The organism is Zeaxanthinibacter enoshimensis, from assembly GCF_004362865.1.
Taxonomy (GTDB): Bacteria; Bacteroidota; Bacteroidia; order Flavobacteriales; family Flavobacteriaceae; genus Zeaxanthinibacter; species Zeaxanthinibacter enoshimensis.
Genome location: NZ_SNYI01000003.1, coordinates 208,886 through 233,668, shown reverse-complemented (window position 1 = coordinate 233,668; position 24,783 = coordinate 208,886). Strand labels below are relative to the sequence as shown.

The window sequence follows — 24,783 nt, the reverse complement described above, 5'->3', positions numbered from 1 at the left end:
AAAGAAGAACCTACATGTTATATCGCACCACTACAAAAAACATACATTATCAATAAAACTGAACCATAAATGACAAATAAGCAATAAAACCCCCAAAATATTACTATCTCATCATTTTTACCAAGCTAATTTAAATGAGCTATTTGCCTCATTTAAGCAGAATGTTGTGGTGATGTTGTGGTGAAGAAACAGCATGTAGAGTTTTTTCAGACGGATAGAATGTAGTCTGACAGACTGTTTTCGCGAGCTAAGTCAATTTTCTTGCGAAGACGGTAACGTTTTACCTCTACGCTTCTTACCGAAATGTTGAGGAGGGGAGCTATTTCTTTGGAGGATAAATTCAGTCGTAAATAAGCACAAAGACGGAGATCCTTAGAGGTCAGCTGGGGGTGCAGGTCTTTCATGCGTTTCAGGAAGTCCTTATCCGCATTATTGAATGCCTCTTCAAAGATTTTCCAATCGTCTTCATTATTAATATTCCTGTCTATAGTACGAATAACAGACTTGATCCGGGGATCTTTCCCGACAGTTTCTAACTGGGACTTAAGCTGACCAAGAAATTCGTTCTTCTTGATAAGGTTCATAGTAGAAGCGGCCAGCTCCCTGTTCTTGCTCTCAATTTCCTGTTTTAACTGTTCATTCTTCAGCTGGACGATCTTTCTCTTCGCTTTTATTTTTTTGCTCTTCTCCCTTTTCGCATTTTCCTCCAATATCCTGGCCTGTTGTTTCTTATAATATGTGCGGTAAACCTTGTGCACCAGGAAACCGAGTAATACCAATAAGAGTACGTACACTACTATTGCAAAATTAGAGAGATAAAATGGCCTCTGGACCCTGAATTCAAATACCGCAGCCTCCTCTGTAACGCCGGCGCCCACCCTGGCTTTTACCTCGAAGGTATATTTCCCGTAAGGCAGATTATTAAATGTAACCTCAGGATCCGCCGACCAGTTACTCCATTCATCATAAAGCCCCAATAACCGGTACTGGTACTGTACTTCGGTATATTTCTCAAATTCGGGCACTGTAAATTCTATCCTGAGATTGTTATCGGTAAAAGGAAAGGCTAACCCGGATTTAAGGGGTTGTTTCTTTAATGAATTATCATAGAACTCATTTTCAATGGTTGTGATAAAGACTTCGTATGTTACAGATTTTATCTTTTTGAGGTCCAGGGTTACATAACCATTAGAGGACCCTATCAGGTAACGATCTGCTCCTATAGGTGAAATACATTCAAAACCAAGAACACCGAGAGCTCTCCTGAAATCCGCTGGTACGGGAATCCTGGTCAGCTGCGGACGATTATCGAATTTTCCCGGACCTACATAGCTGATGGTATTCCGGGAGAAACTCCACAGCCTGTTATTCTGTGGATCACTAATGAGAATACCTATCGGGGGCTCATCGTCGGCATACATTAAATCGGTCAGCAAGGTATCCGGCTCCAGGGCATCCGAAATTGCATTATAACGGAAAACCCCGTTATTGGAGGCGTACAAAACCTGGTTGTTAAAGCGCACCAGGCTGGCACCAACCCCTCTGGGAGGTTCCCTTGCTATCTCCTCCAATACGGTCAACTCATCATCAATATTCAGCTTATAAAGCCCCTTGTATTCGTGATTCACCAGGATCTTTGAGCTGTCGAGAAATTCAAAGAACCGGCTCGAAATCTCGAATCCTTTAAGTTTATTTCGGAGCACCCACTCTGTCCCCTGTTTTTCGAGTATGCTTAGGCCGTTGTAATTACCCTGAAGTAATTTCCCGGGATGGCCAGAGATCTTTTTAATATCCCATGTACCCGGCAAACCAGAGATCAGCTTGGCTTTATTTCCATCTACAATAAAGCTACCCGAATTATGCCCACAGAACAACTGCTCATCAAAGACTCGAAGACACCAGACCTGCCCCGTAGTCCCTTCTACTAATTCAAAGGGCATCTCGGATTCCACAGGTTTCCTGAACAATCCTTGGTTCGTACCAAGGTATAAGTGTTCCTCAAAGACCTGTGCGGCATAAACCACCCCGAGTCTCCCTATCTTATCACTGAATTCGCTGAACGGGGAATGAAGGTTCAGGATGCTTATCCCGTTATCCAATCCCAGCCACAGGTTTTGATCCCGGTCTTCGTAGATGGAAAGCACCGTATTATTATTAAGGCCTTTTTCTTTGTCGATATGCGCCATCACATTGCCCTCCGGATCTAAATGGTATATCCCGGAGGATATTGTTCCGAGGATCACACTTCCATCCCTGAGCTGGGCGCTGCTGTAGATTTCAATTCCCTTTAATTGGGGACCATTCGCACTTCTCCATTCTTTTATGTCGTTACCCTCAAATTCATAAAATTGTCCATGGGTCGTGATAAGGACAGGAGTATCATCGAACGAGACCAATCCCGCTATGCCTGATTCCCCGATCGCGGATGAATCCGTAACCGGTACTGCCTGGCCCTTGTCCAGTTTAAAAAGACCTTTGCCGGACCTGTGGAAGAAGACACTGTCCCCGAATAAAAATAACTGGGCTCGTTTAGAACCGGAATCTATTATCTCGATCGTATTATCCCGGGTGTCCATAATATAGATCCGCTCCAGGGACTGGAAAAGCAGGTAATTTTCTATCGCCACAATCTTCCAGAACTGCTCGTCCTCTATCAAGGGCTCCGGGCTGTAATCTACCAGGGATTGATACTGAAGTGTACCGGCCTCATCCGCTTCCCAATACCCGAATTCCATATAAAAACCGGTATAGATCCTGGTTCCGACTGCCTCAACCGAGCGCATTATGGAACCATTCGGAGTGGGATACAGCTGCCAGTCAGAGCCGTTGAATTCCAGCAACCCGCTATTATTAGCGACATACACGAACCCGTTATCAGCCTGGGTGATTCCCCAGTTCTGGTTCTCGGCCCCGTAAATTCCGGGGGTAAAATTCTGTATAGGGGGTAATAATTGTGCCTGGACGGCGCTGCAGGATAGAAAAAGTAGTAAGAGGATAGGTATCCTGGCTACAAGCATACTTTGGCGGTGTTACCCGATAAAGGTACTAAATCTTACAGGATAAGGGAATAGTCCCGAAACAGCAGGTTTATTAAATGATCTCTGCATTAAGACCAGCTTGCAGCAACTTACTGCAACGAGGTTTCAGATCGGTGTATTCGCCGGTTTTAACAGTGCATTTCCCGTTGTAGTGAACGATCAGGGAGCATTGCTCTGCCTGTTCCGGGGTGTGGTCGCAAACACTGATCAGGGTATCAATCACATGATCAAATGTATTTACGTCATCGTTAAAAAGGACGATCTCGTTCTGTTTCAGGGTTTCTTCCTCGAGTAATAATTCTTCTAAAAGTTTTTCCTTGGTACTCATAGCACGGACTTTATTCACTTCCTAAATTACATATTTAGCTGAAACCCAATTGTTTTTTAAAATATTTTTTTGATGATTTAGCCCAAACTCGGCACACCTGCCGGTGATATCGTCCAGGTCTTCTTTGTAGAACCCGCTCAATAATAATATACCGTTTTCCTTCAGGCAGGAGGCATAGACGGGGATATCCTGCAGAAGGATGTTCTTATTGATATTAGCAAAGATAAGATCGTACAGCTTCTCCCCTAACAGCTCTGCATCGCCATGAAGAACACGGATATGTTCCTGCCCGTTGCGTTCTGCATTCTCCCTTGCATTTTCATAACTCCACGAATCAATATCAATGGCATCAATTTCGGCTGCACCTTTCATCGCGGCAATAATAGCCAACACGCCGGTACCACATCCCATATCTAAAACGGATAATCCATCAAAATCTACCTCCAGAGCCCATTGCAGCATCATGTAGGTAGTTTCGTGATGCCCTGTTCCGAAACTCATCTTCGGGGCGATCTCTATATCGTACTTGACATCCTTTTTTTCATGAAACGGAGCCCGTACCCTGCAAAGGTCGCCCAGCTCTATGGGATGAAAATCCGCTTCCCATTTGGCATTCCAGTTTTGCTGGGCAACACGTTTATAATTGTAGTTGATCCCTGCAGCGGCTTGTTTGAGGATATGAATTCCTGACAGTATATCCTTATGCCAGCTATCAGCCTCGATATAGGCCAGCAGGCCATCTTCATTTTCAACAAAACTGTCAAACCCCAGCTCGGACAGTTCGGCCACCAGTATATCCGAATACGGCTGTACAGGTTTCAGACTGAAGCTGTATTCAATAAAATATTCCTTTTCCATGATCTATTCCCTGTTTCCTTATCTCAATTTTTCCAACATCACAATGGGGAATCTTTAAATAGCCTCCACGATGGCCATGAAATCATCTGCCACTAAAGAGGCACCGCCAATCAATCCCCCGTCAACATCAGGTTTAGAGAAGATCTCTTTAGCATTCCCGGGTTTTACACTCCCCCCGTAAAGGATTGATATCTTTTCTGCCAGTTCTCCGTTATACTTGTCGGTGATCACTTTACGGATAAAAGCATGCATTTCCTGTGCCTGTTCGGGGCTGGCAGTTTCCCCTGTCCCGATAGCCCAAACCGGTTCATAAGCCAGGACTATCCTGTTCCAGTCATCGGCCTCCAGGTTGAACAACGCGTTGCGGAGCTGACTTTCCACAAGCTCAAAGTGTTTCCCGGACTTACGATCTTCCAGTTCTTCTCCGAAACAAAAGATCACCCTCATATTCTTTTCAAGGGCAGCGGCTACTTTTTTCGCCAGCAGTTCGTCAGTTTCACCAAAATACGCCCGTCTTTCCGAGTGCCCAAGGATCACTGTATCTATCCCGATACTGTTGAGCATTGGCGCCGAGATCTCGCCGGTAAAGGCCCCGTTATCGGCGTAGTGCATATTCTGTGCAATAACCTGTATGGTAGAGTTTTCCAGTAAACGCACCGCCTCCTGCAGGTTGACGAAGGTAGGTGCCACCATGACCTCGGCCGTGGTATCCGGAAGCTTAGCTGCCAGTTCTGCCAGCAGGACTTCAGTTTCTTCCCGGTCTTTGTTCATTTTCCAGTTCCCTGCTACTATCTTGTTTCTCATAAGTCTCGTATTAAAATTATATTCCCGCTAAACTTACTCCTACCCGTTTGATTGCCGGGTTGATTTAGCTCCTTATTTTTTAAAAGTCAGTTCATCAATATCGTTATGGTGCTTCTTCTGCACCACCGTTCCCTTATGCAACACCAGGATACCCGGGTTAGAACGGATAATGGTCTTCAGGGTAGTCTGGTCTGTAAAATAGAATTCGAAATCCAGGCCGTATTTCTTCCTGACAGTGGCCGCCTGTTCCTCATCGGAAGCCGACATCCCTATCACCTTGTAACCGGCAGATTTTGCCTCCTTAGCCATTTCGCGTACTTCCGTAAATGCATGCAGATTGCTTTTGGCCAGGTCGTAAGCGATCACCATAACCAGGCGATCTTCCTGCAACATGTTTGCCGCAAAGTCTTGCCCACCCTGCTCTATGGTAAAATCGTGGATAGGGGGTTCATAACCTTCCTGTATCTCGGTGGTTTCTACCCCGATAAATTCCCCTTCCACGCTTGGATATTCTCCCTGGGTGACTACGATCTTTTCCTGCCCGTCTACATTGAATTTCCAGGCGTACTCGTAAATTGGTTTGGGCGCATCTTCGGGAACATTCATGCCGTCCTCCAGGTTAGCACCTAGCTTATAGGGCCGGAAGTCCACCACGGGGAGATGGTTCAACACGTAATTGGCGTAGATTACTGAGGCAACCAGGGCCAGCAGGCACACCAAGCTTCTTACTTTATAGGTTGCTACTGCTGATATCAGGTCCCGTTTCACGAACAGGAATACGATGAGTATCAGCAGGATAATATCTTTAGTAAAGGATTCCCAGGGGGTGAGTTTGATCGCATCCCCGAAGCAACCACAATCAGTCACCTTGTTATAATATGCGGAATAAAAAGTCAGGAAGGTAAAGAAGATGATCATCAGGAGCAGGCTCCAGACTGTAAATTTCACCCGGAACCTAACCAGTAGCATCACCCCAAGTAAAACCTCCAGGATGACCACGAATAGAGAGATCGCCAGGGCATAAGGAGTTAAAAAATCCAGGTCCAGGACAGCAGGGCTGAAGTATTCTTCCAGTTTAAAGGAGAACCCCACAGGGTCGTTCAATTTGATGAGTCCACTGAAAATAAAAAGGATTCCAACAATCCATCGGGCTGCGCCCACCAGATATTTCATATCAGATATTTGCTTTTGAGTTTAGGTGGATCATGGCAAATACAGCGTAATTGACCATATCCTGGTAGTTTGCTTCAATCCCTTCACTTACCAGTGTTTTCCCCTTATTGTCCTCTATCTGTTTAACCCTGAGCAATTTCTGAAGGATAAGGTCTGTGAGGGAACTCACGCGCATCTCGCGCCAGGCCTCCCCGTAATCATGGTTCTTGTCTTCCATGAGCCGCTTGGTTTCCCCGACCTGTTTGTTGTAATGGGAAAGGGCCTCTTCTTCATCAAGGTCCGGTTGTTCCGCAATTCCTAATTCGAGCTGGATCAGGGCCATGACCGAATAGTTGATGATCCCGATAAACTCTGATCGCTCATCTTCGTCGATCTTGCGTACAGCGTTTTGCTGCAAACCACGGATTCGCTGTGCTTTGATAAACACCTGGTCTGTAAGCGACGGCAACCGGAGGATCCGCCAGGCACTGCCGTAATCCTTCATTTTCTTTTTAAATAACTCCCGGCACGTATGGATCACCGCGTCGTATTGTTCCGAAGTTTGCTGCATGTAGTTACTGGTAATTTGCGTAAATTTCGCTAAAATAATGAAATGTTCAAAAGTAGGGCTTTTAGAGGTCCGAAGCGCAAGAGAGCTGCACAAACTTCCACGAATATGACCCTGAATTGCCGAGGTGAACTGCTGGACCTCACCCAACCCAAGGTGATGGGAATCCTGAACCTTACGCCCGACTCCTTTTACGACGGGGGACGCTACAATGACCAAGAATCCATAGTATTACAGGCAGGTAATATGCTCAATGAAGGGGCGACCTTTATAGATCTGGGCGGCTACAGTTCCCGGCCCGGGGCTGATGAAGTGCCTTTGGAAGAAGAAATACAACGCGTGATCCCAGTGATCTCACTGCTTCGCGAAAATTATCCCGGTGTCTTAATATCTGTAGATACCTTCCGGTCTGAGGTTGCACGGAAGGCATTGGAAGCAGGAGCCGCGATGATCAACGATATCACCGCAGGCAACGGTGATGAAAAGATGATGCAGGTGGTGGGTGAGTTCCAGGCCCCGTATGTTATGATGCATATGCGGGGAAACCCGAAAACCATGCAGGAACTCACTTCTTACGACAACCTGTTCACTGCTATCGGGCACTACTTTTCGGAAAAAATAGCAGAGGCCCATGATCACGGGATAAAGGACTGTATCCTTGACCCGGGTTTTGGTTTCGCGAAGACCCTGGACCAGAACTACCATTTACTCGCCCAGCTGGAGGTTTTATCAGAATTCGGATTCCCCGTCCTTGCCGGGTTAAGCAGGAAATCCATGATCTATAAATTTCTAGGGGTGGATCCGGATCAATCCCTGAATGGCACTACTGTCCTGAATACCTATGCCTTGCAGAAAGGAGCATGTATTTTAAGGGTACATGATGTTCAGGCAGCAATGGAATGCATCACCCTGCACGAAAAGCTGAAAGAAAGCTTAACTGCTGTAAATTAACAGCTTACGACAGCGCATTTCATAACAACTCAAATTATTTTAACGGGTAAAATCTCAAATCCCTACATTTATGCGTGTAATTGCTAAATTTACCAAAAACGGCACGGATTGGATTTTCTGAACTTTCTTGATTTTAAGATCACGGACCTGATAGATATCGTCCTCGTCGCTATTCTACTTTACTACGTGTACAAGCTGGTTCGCGGTACGGTAGCCATCAATATTTTTATCGGGATCGTGATTATCTGGGCTTTCTGGAAAACCACCGAACTCCTGAACATGAAGATGATCAGCAGTATGGTGGGCGGCTTTATGCAAGTGGGACTTATCGCGCTGATAATCGTATTCCAACAGGAGATCCGGAAATTCCTGCTCATGATCGGCTCTACCAATTTTGCCAACAAGAGGCAGTACCTGCGTCATTTCAAATTCCTGAGAGAAGAGACGATCAATACCAAGGTAGACCTGGATGCCATCCTCAGCGCCTGCGAAAAAATGGGCAAGAGCAGAACCGGTGCAATCCTCGTATTTGAGCGGAGCAACTCCCTTGATTTTGTCAAGTCGTCCGGGGACAAGATGTACGCCGAGATCAACCAGCCCATCCTGGAAAGTATTTTTTACAAGAACAGTCCGCTCCACGATGGGGCAGCGATCATCCAGGACAATTATATCGTGGCCACCAGGGTTATCCTTCCTATTTCCAAAGAGAAGAATATCCCTCTCAGGTTCGGGCTACGCCACCGGGCAGCTGTGGGCATTACAGAAAAGACAGATGCTTTGGTACTCGTGGTCAGTGAAGAATCCGGGCAAATATCCTATATCAAGAACGGGGAATTTGTACTGTATAAGGATATCCCTGAGTTAACAGAGATGCTGAAGAAAGACCTGCTTTAAATTTCCAGTTAATGACCTGTAAAAATTGTTCTGCCCCACTTGAGCCCTCCAGCAATTTCTGCAACAAGTGCGGAGCAAAGGTTATACGTAACCGGTTGAATTTTAAAAACCTGTGGCAGGATATAGCAGAGCGCTATTTCAACCTTGATAACTCGATCACCCTCACCTTCATTCATTTGATCACCCAACCGGAAGTCGTAATCTCGGGATATATCGGGGGGCTGCGGAAGAAATACCTCAACCCTATCAGTTACCTGGGTATCGCCCTGACCCTGGCCGGTTTATTGCTTTTCCTGCTCCAGAAATTTTTCCAGGACCAGATGTCTTATGACATTTTTAATTCAGGAGTCAGGGAGGAAACCATGAATAAGATGATGGATGTGGTCATGGATATTTCCAGTTTTGTTTTCCTGCTGTATATACCGGTATTCAGTATTGCAGGCCGGTTGACCTTCAATAAAAAAGATTATGTGCTGACAGAACACATCATCACCTTTCTATATATCATGGCTCAATGGAGTATCCTATCCTTCCCCGTAAGTCTTGCCATTCTTATTTTTTCTCCTGACACCTATATGAAGATGGGTATTCCCATGATGCTGACGATGTTGATTTATTCTTTTTATGTACAACAAAGGATCCACCGCTATTCCACTACCGCATTCGTGGGTCGGGGCCTGTTGTTCAGCCTGCTGGCTTTTATGGGTTATATCGGGTTGATTATGCTGATGATGGTGTTCTTTTTCGCCAGTGGAATACTTTCGCTCAGCGATTTCAGACCTGCCTGAACTCAGGCAACCTCTTCGGCCAGGAACTGGGCTTCGTACAGGTTGCTGTAATACCCTCCTTTTTTCAGAAGTTCCTTATGGGTCCCGGTCTCTACGATCCGGCCGGCATCCATCACTAAGATTTTATCCGCTTTTTTAACCGTCGCAAGGCGGTGAGCAATGATGATGGAGGTACGACCTTCGGTCACTTTATCCGTGGCTTTCTGTATCAGCCGCTCTGTATAGGTATCCACGGAGGATGTTGCTTCGTCAAGAACCAGGATACTGGGGTTGCTCACATAAGCCCGCAGGAAAGCGATCAGCTGCCGCTGTCCGCTGCTAAGCATGGTGCCCCTTTCCTTTACATTGTACTGGTAGCCCCCGGGAAGGGTACTGATGAACTCGTGCACTCCGATCTGCCTGGCCGCCGCCTCGATCGTTTCCGGGGTTATATTGGGATCTTTCAGGGATATATTATTGGCGATGGTATCCGCAAAGAGGAATACATCCTGCAGGACAATCGCGATATGACTCCTCAGGGAAGCAAGCTTGTACTCCCGGGCATCGATGTCATCCACACAGATACTGCCCGACTGGATCTCGTAAAAACGGTTGAGCAGGTTGATGATCGTTGACTTACCAGCTCCGGTAGCACCAACTATGGCCATGGTCTGACCGGCCTTGACTTCGAAACTGATCCCTTTCAGCACCTCTTCATCAGGCAAGTAACCAAATCGGACATCCCTGAAGCTGATATCTCCTTTAACCTCTTCCTTGACCAGGGTCCCGGCATCCTCGATATGACTTTTGGTATCAAGGATCTTGAATACCCTGTTCGCGGCAACCATACCCATTTGGAGGGTATTGAATTTATCTGCAATCTGCCGCAATGGACGGAACAATTCACCGGAGAGCATAATAAAGGAAAAGATCATCCCGTACTCCTCCACATTAACATTGGTCACGTTCAATAACCCACCGTACCAGACGATCAGACCGACGGTTATGGAGGAAACAATATCGGCAATAGGAAAGAAGAAAGAGTTATACCAGACCGTTTTAAGCCAGGCATCCTGGTGTTTCTTATTGATTTCCCTGAACTTCCTGCTTTCAATTTTTTCACGGGTAAAGAGCTGTACGATCTTCATCCCGGTGATACGTTCCTGAACGAATGAATTCAGGTTGGAAACCTGTGCCCGCACATCGATAAAGGCCTTCTTCATGGCTTTCTGGAAAAGCCGGGTGGCATAGATGATCAGGGGCAGCAGGCTGAAAACGATCAGTGATAATTTCCAGTTGATCACAAGCATCGTAATGGCCACTACTAACATTTTCAGCAGGTCTGCCACGATCACGAAAAATCCCTGGCTGAAGATCTCCCCGATTCGCTGCAGGTCAGCCACAGACCTGGTGACGAGTACCCCGATAGAAGAATTGTCAAAATATTTCATCCGGAATCCCATCATATGACGGAACAGCCGGATCCTTACATCGCGGATCACTGATTCCCCGAGCCAATTCGCGTAGTAATTAAATAGCAATTGACTGATAACCTGGCCGATCAATACTCCTCCCAGGGCCAGCACCAGGTTAAGGAGTTCTTTCGCATCTTCCTGTTTGATGGCTTCGTCTACGATATCACCTACAAGGAGCGGGGTAAGAACAGCAAAGCCAGATATCAGGATAGCTGCCAGGGCAACACCGTAAAAGGTAAGTCGATAGGGCTTTGTATGCTCCATCAGCCTGTTAAATAACCTTAAATCAAATGCTTTCCCGCCTTCCTGGTCCATAAAAGAATATCGTCAATATGTGCTTTAACTGTGAGATTTGCCCGCCTGATCATCGCGGTAAATCATCAATGACTCCGGGTAATCGACCCGGGTCAAATATAATCCTTTTGCAGCTACGGAGGCTCCTGCCTCTCCCCTATCCTTACTTTTTATAATTGCATTAACATCTTCTTTCCCGATCTTCCCCATCCCTACCTGCAGCAAGGTACCAACTACTGCTCGCACCATGTTCCGGAGGAAACGATCGGCGGTTATATGGAATACCAGCTTTTGTTCTTCCTGTATCCATTCCGCCCTGCGGACGTCACAGATAAACGTTTTGACATCCGACTGCGACCTGGAAAAACATTCAAAATCCCGGTGTTCCAGCAACAGTTCAGCGGCCTTGTTCATCGCCCTCACATCCAGCTCCTGTTTTACCCAGAGCGCATGATCCCTCAGGAAAGGATCTTTCTGGTAACTGACCCAGTATTCGTAAGACCTTCCCGTGGCAGAAAACCGGGCATGTGCCTCGTCGGGTACCGGGAAAATTTCCCGAACCCCAATATCCTCAGGTAACAGGGAATTTAACCTGTATACCAATTGCTCACTGTCTTCTAACTTCTCTGTCTCAAAATGTGCATACATCTGCCGCGCATGTACCCCTGCATCTGTTCGCCCCGCTGCCGTAAGGGGCGTGTCTTGCCGCAGCAAGGTGCTCACAGCACCTTGCAGTACCTGCTGCACCGTAAGTGCATTGGGTTGCATCTGCCAACCGTGGTAAGCCGTACCATCATAAGAGAAGTGTATAAAATATCTCAAGGGTTATCGTTATTTTTGTGAGCCACAAAGATACCTGAATCTTTTATTTACTAACCCATCCTGGCTATGCCGTTGCTTTCCGGAAACAGTGGCACAGAGCATTTTTTAAAATATCCTGAATCAATGACCAACATCCTTCTTCTCTCCGATACCCACGGACACATGGATAAGACAATCCTTAAATATGCAAAACAAGCCGATGAGATCTGGCACGCCGGTGACATAGGCACGTTGGAGGTAACCGACGCGCTAAAGGAGCTAAAACCAGTGAGGGCCGTCTACGGCAATATCGACAACCACCAGATCCAGAGAGAATTCCCGCTGCACAACCGTTTTAAATGTGAAGAGGTTGACGTGTGGATCACCCATATCGGGGGATATCCCGGGGCCTACAATTACAGGATCAGGGAAATGCTGACCCAGGACCCCCCAAAATTATTTATTTGCGGCCACTCCCATATTCTTAAAGTGATGAACGACAAAAAATTAGGCTTGCTGCACATGAACCCCGGTGCCTGCGGTAAACAGGGATTTCACCAGGTAAGGACGATGTTGCGTTTTTCCATATCGGGAAAAGACATCCGGAACCTTGAAGTGATCGAATTAGGCAAGCGGGGCTGAAACGCAAAAAACCCTGACAAGCAATGCTTATCAGGGTCTTACGCACTAATACTACTAAGATGTTAGGTTTAACGTAAGCGATCAACAGATTTTACAAGATCTTCATCCTTCTTTATGGACTTGTTGGCCAAGACCAAGAAAACGATAGAAAATACAGGAATCAACATCCCAATACCCTTCTCTGAAACCGAAGTTTCTCCGGATAAGTTTAGCGATCGGTAAACGAAAAATCCCAGTAAAAAAAGATTCAATATGATATTAAAACGGTTTGCAATAAACTGTTTTTTTCGAAACTTGTAAAGGGAAATGGCAACTATGGCCAACAGGGCCGATCCAAAAAAGGCCGCTGAGATGAATACATCATCTTTTGCGAACATAGCATTACCATCAGCATCAGACCACAGGTTGAGCCAGAAAGGAAGTACACCTCCTAAAATCACAACGATCAGTAAATATAAGCTCTGAATTCTTTGGATCATGGTCTAAATGGTCATTCGAAGTGCAAAAATACAGGTCTTTTTGAATTTTACAGGGCAAATATTGAAAATTATTTGTAATATTGCTTTGTTATTAGATGCAACACTTACCGACTGGGATATCATTCCCTCGTAACACCCACAATAACATTACTTCATAGACTTTTTTACCAAAGTATAACTTATTCAATACTCGATGTTTGAGATTTCAGATTTAAAAGCAAAGAAGCTTCCCGAGCTTCAAAGCATTGCTAAAGATTTAAATGTTTCCAAGTACAAAACCCTGAAAAAACTAGACCTGGTCTACCAGATCCTCGATGTTCAGGCCAGCAATCCTAAAGCTGTGCAGGAAACTGTAGCTGCTGCTCCAACCGAGAACAAGGACTCTCAAAGCAAGGACTCCCAGAACAAGGAACCTCAGAACAAGGATTCCAGGAACAAACCTAAGAGAGCACGTGTCAGCAAGGACAATCCAAAGGACAGCCGCAGCAATGACAGCGCTTCACAGCAAAAATCTGAAGCTCCCACTGCCAAAGCTGAAAAACAGGAGAAGCCTGAAGAGAAACAACAGGACAACAGGCAGCAGAATACCGGTAACCGCAATAATCCCCCACAGAAATCAAGGGATAAAAGAGGTTCCCACCCTAAAGGCAACAGGGAAAAGAAAGACAATAACAATTTTGACAAAGACCTGAAGAACAAGTACAAGCAACCCGAGTACGAGTTTGACAGCATTATCGAAAGCGAAGGAGTCCTGGATATTATGCAGGATGGTTACGGGTTTTTAAGATCCTCAGATTACAATTATCTGTCTTCCCCTGATGATATTTACGTTTCCCAATCCCAGATCCGACTTTTTGGTCTGAAAACCGGGGATACTGTTTTAGGGAACGTCAGACCACCTAAAGAAGGTGAGAAGTATTTTCCACTGATCAAAGTGAACAAAATTAACGGGATGGATCCGCAGGTAGTAAGAGACCGCGTATCCTTTGAGCATTTAACCCCGTTATTCCCAAGAGAAAAATTTAAACTGGCCGAGCGCCAGAGCAATATCTCTACCCGTATCATGGACCTGTTCTGCCCTATAGGGAAAGGACAGCGTGGTATGATCGTATCCCAGCCTAAGACGGGTAAGACCATGTTGCTGAAAGATATCGCTAACGCTATCGCGGCCAACCACCCGGAAGTATACCAGATCATCCTTCTAATCGATGAAAGACCGGAAGAGGTTACGGATATGCAACGTAATGTACGCGGTGAAGTTGTTGCTTCTACCTTTGACAAAGAAGCTACAGAACACGTAAGAGTAGCCAACATCGTACTGGAGAAGGCAAAACGCCTGGTAGAATGCGGCCATGATGTCGTCATCCTGCTCGATTCCATTACTCGTTTGGCACGGGCTTACAACACGGTTCAGCCTGCATCCGGGAAAGTTCTTTCCGGAGGTGTGGATGCCAATGCGCTTCACAAACCAAAACGCTTCTTCGGAGCTGCCCGGAATATAGAAAACGGTGGATCCCTATCTATTATCGCGACAGCACTGACCGAGACCGGCTCTAAGATGGACGAAGTTATCTTCGAGGAATTCAAAGGTACCGGTAACATGGAATTACAGCTAGACAGGCGTATCAGTAACCGCAGAATTTTCCCAGCCATAGACCTGATCTCCTCATCAACCAGGAGAGATGACCTGTTACTGGACGAGAATACCATTCAGAGAATGTGGATCATGCGCAAATACCTTGCAGACATGAACCCTGTAGAAGCGATGGAATTCATGGAACAGCGTATTAAGCAGACCAAGAACAACGAAGAGTTCCTGATGACCATGAGTCAGTAAAACAGGATTCTTATAAAAAACTGATCCCGGTACTGTATGGTACCGGGATTTTTTTTATCCTGTAATATCAAAAATACAGACATATGAAAATAGTGATCATAGGAGGTTACGGAACTATCGGGAAAAAGGTTGCAGACCATTTCTCCCGTTCGCACGAGGTGATCCTGGCCGGCCGCAACAGCGGGGATGTTCAGGTTGACATCAGCAAGACCGAAAGTATCGAGAAAATGTACCGGGAGGTCCAGGATATAGAAGCTGTAATTTGTATTGCCGGGGAGGCAAAATGGGCGCCTTTCTCGGATATGGATGAAGCGGATTACACCATAGGACTACAAAGTAAATTAATGGGGCAGGTAAACCTGGTACGGTATGGTGCCAAATACCTCACAGAGGGATCATCTATTACCCTGACCACGGGAATACTGGCCGATGACCCGGTACCTATGACCACTAGTGCAGCTATGGTGAACGGGGGTATTCACAGTTTTGTAAAGGCCGTGGACCTGGAAATAAAAAAAGGAATACGGGTAAACGCAGTATCGTCAGGGCTGGTGGAGGATGCCGTAGAAAAATATGAATCCTATTTCCCGGGTCACAATCCTGTTCCCATGGATAAGGTAGTGAGGGCTTATGTCCGCAGTGTGGAAGGGAAAGGCAGGGGAGAAATTATTCGAATTTACGAATAGCTATAAACAAAAAAATCCTGGCCGAAAGGCCAGGATATATGCTTTGATATAATTTCCTTAATTAAAGGGTAGCAACCTGCTTCATCAGCTTGCTCTTAAGGTTTGCAGCCTTATTAGCGTGGATGATATTGCGCTTGGATAATTTGTCGATCATACTGACCACGGTTGGCAACAAGGTCTCGGCAGCCTTCTTGTCAGTTTCGCTACGCAATTTTTTGATCGCGTTACGGGTGGTCTTGTGCTGGTACCTGTTACGAAGGCGCACAGACTCGTTTCTTCTTATCCTCTTTAATGCAGATTTGTGATTTGCCATCTTTCTTCCTCTTATAATTTTTTCCGTCGCAAAAAAGCGAACTGTAAACTTGTAGCCCGTAGGGGAATCGAACCCCTGTTACCAGGATGAAAACCTGGCGTCCTAACCCCTAGACGAACGGGCCAATAAATAACTCCAAGTACCGCGAGCTGCAGTCCTTGGAAACTGCTAGTAGCCCGTAGGGGAATCGAACCCCTGTTACCAGGATGAAAACCTGGCGTCCTAACCCCTAGACGAACGGGCCAATAAATTACCGCTTAGCGGCGCCTAATTTTTTTCGATTAGGTGGGTGCAAAAATACAATTATTTTTTACTACCGCAAGAGGTATAGAATTTTTTTTAGTGACTTTAATACGCCTTGGCAAAAAGCACCCTCCTGGAGGAAGGTTTACCACTGATTATACACTCCCCTTCTTCCTCTTCCGCATCAATTGGAATACAACGAATGGTCGCTTTGGTCTCCTCCTTAATACGATCTTCCGTTTCCGTGGTTCCGTCCCAATGGGCTGATATAAATCCTCCCTTATTCTTCAGAACCTTTTTAAATTCCTCGTAACTGTCTACCCGGGTAATATGTTCGTCCCGGTAAGTTCTCGCCTTCTCAAAGATATTCTTCTGAATGTCTTGCAGCAGGAACTCGATCCTGTCGACAACTTCTGATGCAGCAACGGTCTCTTTGCTGAGCGTATCACGTCTCGCCACTTCGTATGTGCCGTTCTGCAGGTCTCTCTGCCCTATCGCCAGGCGGATCGGCACCCCCTTTAATTCGTATTCGTTGAACTTAAATCCGGGCTTATGGGTGTCTCGTTTATCAAATTTGACAGAAATGCCCTTGGCCCGCAATTCCTTTACCAGTGGATCTACGGTTTCCGCGATCTCATCCAGCTGCTCTATTCCTTTATAAATAGGAACAATTACTACTTGTATAGGCGCCAGCGTTGGGGGCAGTACCAGCCCGTTATCATCGCTGTGCGTCATGACCAGTGCACCCATCAGCCGGGTAGATACTCCCCAGGAAGTAGCCCAGACATGTTCCTGTACCCCTTCTTTATTAGCAAATTTTACATCAAATGCCTTGGCAAAGTTCTGTCCAAGGAAATGGGAGGTTCCTGCCTGCAATGCTTTCCCATCCTGCATCAATGCTTCTATGCAATAGGTTTCCACTGCCCCGGCAAAGCGCTCGCTCTCGGTCTTGGTTCCCTGTATTACAGGCACTGCCATATGCTCTTCTGCAAATGTGGCATAGATGTTCAATATGGTCTCTGCTTCCTCAATGGCTTCCTGTTTGGTGGCATGAGCCGTATGCCCTTCCTGCCATAGAAATTCTGCCGTCCGCAGGAAGAGCCGGGTACGCATTTCCCAGCGTACCACGTTCGCCCATTGGTTGATCAGCAGGGGAAGGTCCCTGTAAGACTGTATCCATTTGCGATAGGTATCCCATATAATGGTCTCGGAAGTGGGCCTTACAATAAGCTCCTCTTCCAGCTTGGCATCCTCATCTACGATGATACCACTGCCATCCTCTGCATTCTTCAGGCGATAATGAGTTACCACGGCACACTCTTTGGCAAAGCCTTCCACATGGCTGGCTTCTTTACTCAGGTATGATTTTGGAATAAACAGCGGAAAATATGCATTCTCATGCCCTGTTTCCTTGAACATTTTATCCAACTGTGCCTGCATCTTCTCCCAGATCGCGAATCCATAAGGTTTGATGACCATACAACCCCTAACCCCTGAATTCTCAGCCATATCGGCTTTCACAACGAGTTCGTTATACCATTTGGAATAATCTTCGCTGCGTTTTGTTAGATTTTTACCCATTAGCTATACTTTGGCATAAAACTTGTGACTTCCTTAACGGAAATAGTTCGGTAAAACTAACTATTTTTAATTGTTCAACAATATTAAATTTATCACCATGATACAATCCATACAACGCCCCATCCCACAGATACTGCTGCCAGTGGTCCTGCTAGGACTGTTGCTGCAATCCTGTGGTTCTTATCAACAGGCTTCCTATTACGACTCTGACGGTATTTATGCTGATGGAGGGGAGACTGTCCGAATTGAAAAAGGACAGCGACAGCCGGAAGTGGTAAGGAATGATACTAATGTATATGGTGACTATTTCGGGCAAAAAGCCGAGGAATACGATGAGATCCTTGAAAGCGAGGTTTTCACCGATATCGATTCCTATTACAGTGATTCCGAACAGGACAGCCTTGGTGTGGATACCAGCTATTATGCCACTGACAATACCTATAATGGTTATGGCGGCTGGGGAGACAATGCAACCAATGTAAATATCAATATCTACGATGATAACTGGGGCTGGGGCGGCTTTGGTTATGGATTGGGATTCGGCCTGGGATACCCCTGGGGATATAACAGGTTCCGCTGGGGCTGGGGATGGAATAACCCCTGGTATTACGGCGGGTTCTATGATCCTTTCTGGGGTGGTGGCTTTTACGGCTATGGATATGGCTGGGGCTGGGGTGGACGATTCTACTCCCCTTATTACTACCCGTATTACTACAATAACTATTACAGGAATTTTTACAACTGGCCATATCGCGGCAATACTTATGCCTACAACCGCACAAGGCGTGGCATCTACAGGGATTCGCGTTCCGCTACTGAACTCAGGGGACGATCTAACCTCCAGGGACGATCTGACAGCAGGTACAGGAGCAACAGTGGGAGGTCTAACCAGGACAGGTCTGCGGTATACAGGGATTCACGTAATTACCGCAGCGGGGCTACAACCCGTAGTTCCAGCCGGTCTGCCGTAGAACGGAACCGAGCCTACAGGTCTAGTCGCAGTACCCGAACTGCCCCTAAATACAATGGTAATACCCGGAGCCAAAATTACCGTAGCACCCCCCAACGCAGCGGTTCGTACCGACAAGGTACCAACCAGCGGACTTATCGCAGCACTCCCCAAAGGAGTTCCCCACAGCGAAGTTCGGGTTACAGGGGTTCTACCCGTAGCAGTTCCCGCAGTTCGGGATACCGCAGCTCTGGCCGTAGCAGCGGGAGCAGCAGGAGTTCCGGAACCATGAGAAGCTCTTCCCCGAGCAGATCGTCTTCCGGCACCAGGTCTTCCGGTAGTTCACGAAGTAGTGGCAGGCGTAATTCATAACCTGCGTGTTTCATCACCTTAATTTGAAAAACATGAAAAGAGTAAGTTTCTTATTCCTGGCTCTGCTTTGCGTTACGGCAAATGGCCAGAACATAAACGATGTGCTGCGATACAGTGGCGAAGACCTGCAGGGAACCGCAAGGTTCCAGGCGATGAGCGGTGCTTTCGGTGCCCTGGGAGGTGACCTTTCTGCCCTTAATATTAACCCTGCGGGGTCTGCGGTTTTCAGCTTCAGCACCTTTGGCGTTACAGCGAGTAACTATAACCGCGATAACCGGGCTACCTACTTTAACAGCACCAGTACGGATGAATCAAATTTCCTTGAGATCAACCAGGTAGGTGGAGTTTTTGTATTCAATAAACGGTCCGGTTCCTCTGATTGGAAGAAACTGGCCCTGGCGATCAATTACGACCTGGTCCAGAATTTTGACAATGAAATCTATGCCACGGGGAACAGCACCCAGGGTATTGACAATTATTTCCTCGAGAGTGCAGCAGGTGTTCCTTTCGGACAACTATTACTGCGTGATGGGGAATTTATAGAGGATGCTTACCTGGATATAGGTTCAAGCTTAGGATTTACGGAACAACAGGCCTTCCTGGGATATTACGGGGGAATCATCGATCCTGCTGATCCGGATGATGATAACAACACGACTTACCTGTCTAATGCCTCTTACAGTTCTGTGAACCAGGAATTCTTCCAGAGAACTTCAGGTTACAACAGTAAATTCACGCTGAATATGGCCTCCCAGTACAGGGAGCAGTTGTACCTGGGCGCATCCCTGAACTTCCATACTGTGCTGATGGACAAGGTTACCTTCTTTGATGAAAGAGGATATGATGCCGACTCGGAAATCCAGTTTACCACTTTTGATAACCTGCTGCATACCGAAGGATCTGGATTTTCATTCTCCCTTGGAGCCATTGCAAAACTCTCTGACCAGATCAGGGTTGGCGGTAGTTACCAGTCTCCCACCTGGTACAGGCTGACCGATGATACAGCCCAGAGGATCAATTCTGACCTGGCTGATACGGATATCGGGTTCATCGATTTTAATATTGTCAACCTCTTCGAGGCTTATACCATTAAAACTCCGTCTAAACTGACCGGAAGTGTTGCCATGGTCTTTGGAAAAGAAGGTTTGCTGAGCTTTGATTACGGCTACCAGGATATGTCCCAGGCAGAATTACGACCTTCTGCTGATCCCTTCTTCAGGGCGCAGAATGATGACATCCGGAACCTTCTTGGAGCTGTAAACAGTTACCGTCTCGGCGGGGAATACAGGATAGACCAGGTAAGCTTAAGAGCCGGGTACCGATTTGAAGACAGCCCGTTTGTAGACGGGAGTACTATCGGTGAACTGACAGGCTATTCCGCAGGTATAGGGTATTCTTTTGGCCCCAACCGACTGGACCTCGCTTTCAGTCGGTCCGAGAGAGACAGCAGCCAGCGATTCTTTGATATCGGGCTTACGACCCCTGCCAGTATTCAGGCGGTGAATACCAACGTATCGCTGGGATACACCCTGAACTTTTAATTTACCCAGATCTTATATACAGAAGAAAGCCGGAACCATCCCGGCTTTTTTTTATCGCCTCAGGCTGAAGTGAGATTGCAGTACTTGTGGTGTAGGGGTACCATTGAGATCGGCAGTGTATTCCAGGCGAAACCAGTAATCGGTAGAGGGCAGCCTCCGGCCATTGAAAGTACCGTCCCATCCCAGGGTAATATCATCCAATTGCTTTAGCAGCTTTCCATAGCGATCAAAAATATACACCACCGGATCCTCCAGGGTTTCTATCCCGAGGATATTCCAGAAATCATGGATTCCATCCCCGTTCGGGGTAAAGTATTTGGGATAACCCACGACTAAAAATTGTTCCGGTCCTACCGAACCACAACCATCCTTATCATTGATCAGTACAGTGTTAAGGCCGGGGGGGACATCCTGGAAGATCGGGGAATCTTGTAATTCACCCCCGTTGACAGCGTATTCGTATCTCCCGTTACCCTGCACAAATACCTGCACCGTATTGTTATCGGATAATTCGCTCAGCACTTCCACCCGGTCAAAAACAGGCGGTCCGTTAAAGGTGATCAGGATATCATCCATATAACTCTGCCCTGCAGTATTCTCCACGACTACGAAATAGCGCCCTGAATCTGGGCTGCTTACGGTATACTCGGTTTCAGTGGGTCCATTTGCCACAACGACCGGGTTGCCGTCATCATTATCATCATAGGACCAGGTAATATTGGCGATATCCGGGCCGGCGGGAGAGTTACTGACACTTAGTACAATATCGGGATCCCCTTCGCAAGCCGTAATATCCAGTCCCAGGAATTCATCCCTGATGGTACAGTCCAAAGCGTTGTTCTGGTCTGCATCCACACTGCTCCCCGTGAATGTGAGAGAATAGGGTTCCGGGTCCCCGTTAAAATTAGTATTGAAATTGTTGATCAGCAGGTAGTATACCTCCCCTGCCCTGACTTGCAGCCATTCGTCATAGGTGTTCTGGTTCTGGGTCAATGGTGGTTCACCTGCCTGGCCATTTTCTGGATTTACTCCAACCCCTGTAAACCTGGTATTATTGGTCTCGTAATTACAGCGAATCGGCTGGGCACTGCCATCACTGATCTCGGCACAGCTAACATCGGGACCGTAAAGGGCAAAATCCCATTCGGCCGTCACCGTATTTCCACTGGCCGGCAGGGCTTCAATATCAAACCCGATCTGGCCATCAGTCCCCGCACGGAAGACATACCAGGAAGTATTGTTTTCAATATTGTCAGAACTTACACTCCCTTTTTCCAGGCAACCGGTCTGGTTGATTAGGGCAGGATCAAAATCTTCTATATCTCCCATTCCATCTGCCGCAGCAAAGGTGGGAGCATCAGCACATACAGGAATAGCAGAGCGGCAATCAGCCGAATTCTGGGCACATAGGCCCCATATACTGCAGAAAAATAGGAGTAGGCTTCCCAGGTAAGTGCGCATGGAGATCGGAGCTAACTTGTTCAAACAATTTTATAGTATAACTAGCCCTTTTGACTATTTATTATGTTCAGAGGGCTTTTTTCGAGCAAGTAACAGGGTGCATTTCCTGAACTACCAAACAATCAGCGGGTTAGTGAAAAATGAGCATCCAGGTATTTGGCTTCCACCCTCTGACCCCTGGGGTCGGTATAAGTAAGCCGGAACCAGTAGTCGGCCGCCGGAAGATCGTGCCCCTGGTATGTACCGTTCCATCCGGTACTATTTTTATCCATTACCCTGAGTACTTTCCCATAACGGTCAAAAATCTGCAGCTCCGGATCCTGCAGGGCATCAAGCCCAACGATCTCCCATTCGTCGTTTACCCCGTCCCCATTAGGGGTAAAGAATTTAACATAGCCTACCACGGTGATGGTTTCGGTGACCTGGCCACATCCTTTGATGTCATTGATGGTCACCGTGTGAATGCCGGGCACCACGTCGGTAAAGCGACCATTGGGCTGGAAGGGTCCGTCATCCATTTGATATTCGAATTCCCCTGTAATGTCTGTAATTATCTCCACGGAATTCTCGGGCCTGAGGTCATCGATGATCACCTCGGTGATCTTTGGTGCAAGGGAAACTACAACCTCTACAGTAGCTGTAGTCTCACAGCCGAGCCCATCAGCCGTATTGGTAATAAGTACACTGTATGTTCCTTCGTTGGTGATACCTATAGCGGGACTGTTTTCCCCTGTACTCCAGGAATAACTGTAATCCGGGTTTGGATCCAGGTCTCCAATAACGATCGCATCCCGGCTTTCGCAGATATAGACATCGGTCTCGAAATTTATTACCGGGCTGCTCCCTACCGTCAGCTGGAACTGCGTGGAAGCGTCAAAGCAACCGGAATTCTCTACGGAGGTCGTGCGGGCAAAGATGGTCTCTGTCCCGATCATCAGGGGATACTCCCTGGGCAAAGCATTGATCCCGTCTACAGCTTCGGAGAGGCTCCGGTGGTAACTCACCCGGACCTTTTCAGGATCTTGTGTACCTAGAACTTCACTATCCTTCATTGACAGATCAAAATACAGCTCGCCGGAGCAAAGGGTTTCATCGGTTGCAGGGAAGGCTGTGGGGGCTTCGGTAAAAGCAACCTGTACGTCACTCACTAAAGAACTACCGTCATCCAGGCTCACTACCACCCTATACATGGCAGATTCGGTCACTTCATAAACTGATGTTGTCTCTCCTTCCAGCAGCTGGTATCCTGCCCCGGTATCCCTGTACCAGGCATAGGTATCAGCGTTCTCAGTTTCGGCATCGATCTCAAAAGTTTCGTTATCACAAGCGACTACGGGAGGCCCCAGCAGGTTGTCAATGATAGAACAATCCAGGGCATCATAAGGATTGGTTTCAAATATCCTTCCTGTAAATTGTATGGAAAAGCCGGAGTTGGTGTTGCTGAAATTATTGATAAGCAGGTAATAATCTTCCCCGGGTTCTACCTGCAGCCATTCCTCGTAAAGTACGGTTTCCGGGTTCCCGGTCGGGTCTTCCCCTACCCCCATATAAGCCTCCTCGTCACTGTTGTCGAAGAAATTACAGCGAACAGGTTCCCCGAGAGAACCGCAGTCGGATGCTTTATACAGTGCAAAATCCCAGTCCTCAGTGGTATCGAAGCCAATATTAAATCCGAGCTCCCCGCTTGCCCCGGTTCTGAACCGGTACCATGCAGAATTAGACTCGATCGCCCCGCTGGTCGTCTCCTCCAGGCAGCCCGTCTCCGAAGCACCGTTAAAGTCATCTGTTCCAAAACCCTGGGTGCCGCCGTTTACAGGGGTATCATTACAAATAGGGATAGCACTCGCACAATCCGCAGAAACCTGTGCTGACAGGTTTTGGATTGCGAGTATGAGGCTCAATACAAGAAGCGCACATTTCCCCTTCATAAACGGTTGGTAATCATGATATGCGTTAAATGTATGCAGGGGACAGGGTTAACACTAATTTATGTTGTGAAGGCCGTGTTTAGGGCTATAAAGTGCCATATTATGTATATCTTTGGCTTTTGAAAAAGTCTATTTGACCAATGAAAATTGAAAGCCAATTGGAAGAGCAACTGGAAAGCATGGGAGACGATCATGAATCATCTACCGGTGAGACGCCATTAAGGAAAGACGCCTTTGATCTCAGTGATGAGGAAAAGATCTCCAAGATACAGGAGAATGTAAGACAGATCATGGAAACCCTGGGGTTAGACCTTACGGATGACAGTCTCCGTGGCACCCCGCTGAGGGTCGCAAAAATGTATGTTCAGGAAGTATTCGGAGGCCTGCACCCAAAACGCAAGCCGAAGGCATCGACCTTTGAGAACAAATACAAATACGGCGAAATGCTGGTAGAGAAGAATATCACTGTATATTCTACCTGCGAACACCACCTGCTCCCAATAGTTGGGAAAGCCCACATCGCCTACATCTCTAACGGGACCGTGGTAGGTCTTTCCAAGATGAACCGTATCGTGGATTACTTTGCCAAACGCCCTCAGGTACAGGAACGAATGAACAAGCAGGTCGTAAAGGCATTGCAGGAGGTCCTCGGAACAGAAGACGTCGCCTGTGTCATTGATGCCAAACATCTCTGCGTGAATTCAAGGGGAATCAGGGATGTGGAATGCAGTACCGTTACCGCTGAATACGGTGGTAAATTCAAAGAGGACGCCACCCGCAGGGAATTCCTGGACTATATAAACCTGGATACCAACTTTTAA

22 protein-coding genes and 2 tRNA genes are annotated in these 24,783 nt (G+C 46.9%); 9 read left to right on the top strand and 15 right to left on the bottom strand.

Annotated elements, in window-relative coordinates; all coding sequences use genetic code 11:
- Window positions 1-206 precede the first annotated feature (206 nt).
- The 6 genes from CLV82_RS12705 to CLV82_RS12680 all read right to left on the bottom strand — a co-directional run bounded on the left by CLV82_RS12705 (window position 207) and on the right by CLV82_RS12680 (window position 6,751).
- Window positions 207-3,017, bottom strand: a complete 2,811-nt coding sequence (locus tag CLV82_RS12705; protein ID WP_133644725.1) for a triple tyrosine motif-containing protein — start codon at window positions 3,015-3,017, stop codon at window positions 207-209.
- Window positions 3,018-3,090: 73 nt separating this feature from the next.
- Window positions 3,091-3,366, bottom strand: a complete 276-nt coding sequence (locus tag CLV82_RS12700; protein ID WP_133644724.1) for an ATP-dependent Clp protease adaptor ClpS — start codon at window positions 3,364-3,366, stop codon at window positions 3,091-3,093.
- A 21-nt stretch (window positions 3,367-3,387) separates the two neighbouring features.
- Entirely contained in the window at window positions 3,388-4,224 is an 837-nt protein-coding gene (gene prmA, locus CLV82_RS12695) for a 50S ribosomal protein L11 methyltransferase (RefSeq protein ID WP_133644723.1), read from the bottom strand.
- Between the two features lie 54 nt (window positions 4,225-4,278).
- Window positions 4,279-5,028: a triose-phosphate isomerase gene (gene tpiA / locus CLV82_RS12690; RefSeq protein ID WP_133644722.1), complete on the bottom strand. Its 750-nt coding sequence runs from the start codon at window positions 5,026-5,028 to the stop codon at window positions 4,279-4,281.
- A 72-nt stretch (window positions 5,029-5,100) separates the two neighbouring features.
- The gene (locus CLV82_RS12685; protein ID WP_133644721.1) at window positions 5,101-6,201 is read right to left on the bottom strand and encodes a BT_3928 family protein; all 1,101 of its coding nucleotides are present in this window, start codon (window positions 6,199-6,201) and stop codon (window positions 5,101-5,103) included.
- A gap of 1 nt (window position 6,202) precedes the next feature.
- Window positions 6,203-6,751 carry a DUF1599 domain-containing protein gene (locus tag CLV82_RS12680; RefSeq protein WP_133644720.1) on the bottom strand — a complete coding sequence of 183 codons (549 nt, stop codon included), beginning with the start codon at window positions 6,749-6,751 and terminating at the stop codon, window positions 6,203-6,205.
- Window positions 6,752-6,793: 42 nt separating this feature from the next.
- On the opposite strand from CLV82_RS12680, the gene folP reads away from it, so the two are divergent.
- From folP to CLV82_RS12665, 3 genes are all read left to right on the top strand, one after another.
- The gene (folP, locus tag CLV82_RS12675; protein WP_317128292.1) at window positions 6,794-7,699 is read left to right on the top strand and encodes a dihydropteroate synthase; all 906 of its coding nucleotides are present in this window, start codon (window positions 6,794-6,796) and stop codon (window positions 7,697-7,699) included.
- Between the two features lie 108 nt (window positions 7,700-7,807).
- Window positions 7,808-8,593, top strand: a complete 786-nt coding sequence (gene cdaA / locus CLV82_RS12670; protein ID WP_133644719.1) for a diadenylate cyclase CdaA — start codon at window positions 7,808-7,810, stop codon at window positions 8,591-8,593.
- A gap of 95 nt (window positions 8,594-8,688) precedes the next feature.
- Window positions 8,689-9,381, top strand: coding sequence for a DUF3667 domain-containing protein (locus CLV82_RS12665; protein WP_243744215.1), 693 nt, complete (start codon window positions 8,689-8,691; stop codon window positions 9,379-9,381).
- A 2-nt stretch (window positions 9,382-9,383) separates the two neighbouring features.
- On the opposite strand, the gene CLV82_RS12660 is transcribed toward CLV82_RS12665, so the two are convergent.
- Together CLV82_RS12660 and truA are read right to left on the bottom strand one after the other, a co-directional pair.
- Complete coding sequence (locus tag CLV82_RS12660) at window positions 9,384-11,150, bottom strand: ABC transporter ATP-binding protein (RefSeq protein WP_133644717.1); 1,767 nt, start codon at window positions 11,148-11,150, stop codon at window positions 9,384-9,386.
- A gap of 24 nt (window positions 11,151-11,174) precedes the next feature.
- Entirely contained in the window at window positions 11,175-11,951 is a 777-nt protein-coding gene (gene truA / locus CLV82_RS12655; protein ID WP_133644716.1) for a tRNA pseudouridine(38-40) synthase TruA, read from the bottom strand.
- A 123-nt stretch (window positions 11,952-12,074) separates the two neighbouring features.
- Between truA and CLV82_RS12650 the strand changes: the two genes are divergently transcribed.
- The gene (locus tag CLV82_RS12650) at window positions 12,075-12,572 is read left to right on the top strand and encodes a metallophosphoesterase family protein (protein WP_133644715.1); all 498 of its coding nucleotides are present in this window, start codon (window positions 12,075-12,077) and stop codon (window positions 12,570-12,572) included.
- 68 nt (window positions 12,573-12,640) lie between these two features.
- Here CLV82_RS12650 and CLV82_RS12645 read toward each other — a convergent pair whose 3' ends face one another.
- Window positions 12,641-13,051 carry a DUF4293 domain-containing protein gene (locus CLV82_RS12645; protein ID WP_133644714.1) on the bottom strand — a complete coding sequence of 137 codons (411 nt, stop codon included), beginning with the start codon at window positions 13,049-13,051 and terminating at the stop codon, window positions 12,641-12,643.
- Window positions 13,052-13,244: 193 nt separating this feature from the next.
- Between CLV82_RS12645 and rho the strand changes: the two genes are divergently transcribed.
- Together rho and CLV82_RS12635 are read left to right on the top strand one after the other, a co-directional pair.
- Window positions 13,245-14,888, top strand: a complete 1,644-nt coding sequence (gene rho, locus CLV82_RS12640) for a transcription termination factor Rho (protein WP_133644713.1) — start codon at window positions 13,245-13,247, stop codon at window positions 14,886-14,888.
- Between the two features lie 83 nt (window positions 14,889-14,971).
- On the top strand, window positions 14,972-15,574 hold the full coding sequence (locus tag CLV82_RS12635) for a short chain dehydrogenase (RefSeq protein ID WP_133644712.1): 603 nt from the start codon (window positions 14,972-14,974) through the stop codon (window positions 15,572-15,574).
- A 61-nt stretch (window positions 15,575-15,635) separates the two neighbouring features.
- Here the strand turns inward: CLV82_RS12635 and rpsT are convergent, their stop codons facing one another.
- The 4 genes from rpsT to proS all read right to left on the bottom strand — a co-directional run bounded on the left by rpsT (window position 15,636) and on the right by proS (window position 17,711).
- Window positions 15,636-15,887, bottom strand: coding sequence for a 30S ribosomal protein S20 (rpsT, locus tag CLV82_RS12630; protein WP_133644711.1), 252 nt, complete (start codon window positions 15,885-15,887; stop codon window positions 15,636-15,638).
- A gap of 52 nt (window positions 15,888-15,939) precedes the next feature.
- A tRNA-Glu gene (locus CLV82_RS12625) sits at window positions 15,940-16,011 on the bottom strand.
- Between the two features lie 48 nt (window positions 16,012-16,059).
- A tRNA-Glu gene (locus tag CLV82_RS12620) sits at window positions 16,060-16,131 on the bottom strand.
- A gap of 104 nt (window positions 16,132-16,235) precedes the next feature.
- Window positions 16,236-17,711: a proline--tRNA ligase gene (gene proS / locus CLV82_RS12615; protein ID WP_133644710.1), complete on the bottom strand. Its 1,476-nt coding sequence runs from the start codon at window positions 17,709-17,711 to the stop codon at window positions 16,236-16,238.
- A gap of 97 nt (window positions 17,712-17,808) precedes the next feature.
- On the opposite strand from proS, the gene CLV82_RS12610 reads away from it, so the two are divergent.
- Together CLV82_RS12610 and CLV82_RS12605 are read left to right on the top strand one after the other, a co-directional pair.
- Window positions 17,809-19,032 carry a hypothetical protein gene (locus CLV82_RS12610; RefSeq protein WP_133644709.1) on the top strand — a complete coding sequence of 408 codons (1,224 nt, stop codon included), beginning with the start codon at window positions 17,809-17,811 and terminating at the stop codon, window positions 19,030-19,032.
- A 32-nt stretch (window positions 19,033-19,064) separates the two neighbouring features.
- Complete coding sequence (locus CLV82_RS12605; protein WP_133644708.1) at window positions 19,065-20,573, top strand: outer membrane protein transport protein; 1,509 nt, start codon at window positions 19,065-19,067, stop codon at window positions 20,571-20,573.
- A 51-nt stretch (window positions 20,574-20,624) separates the two neighbouring features.
- Here CLV82_RS12605 and CLV82_RS12600 read toward each other — a convergent pair whose 3' ends face one another.
- Entirely contained in the window at window positions 20,625-22,058 is a 1,434-nt protein-coding gene (locus CLV82_RS12600; RefSeq protein WP_317128291.1) for a T9SS type B sorting domain-containing protein, read from the bottom strand.
- Between the two features lie 98 nt (window positions 22,059-22,156).
- A complete protein-coding gene (locus CLV82_RS12595) occupies window positions 22,157-23,962 on the bottom strand; it encodes a T9SS type B sorting domain-containing protein (protein WP_133644707.1) in 1,806 nt (601 codons plus the stop codon).
- A gap of 140 nt (window positions 23,963-24,102) precedes the next feature.
- On the opposite strand from CLV82_RS12595, the gene folE reads away from it, so the two are divergent.
- Window positions 24,103-24,783 carry a GTP cyclohydrolase I FolE gene (gene folE / locus CLV82_RS12590; RefSeq protein ID WP_133644706.1) on the top strand — a complete coding sequence of 227 codons (681 nt, stop codon included), beginning with the start codon at window positions 24,103-24,105 and terminating at the stop codon, window positions 24,781-24,783.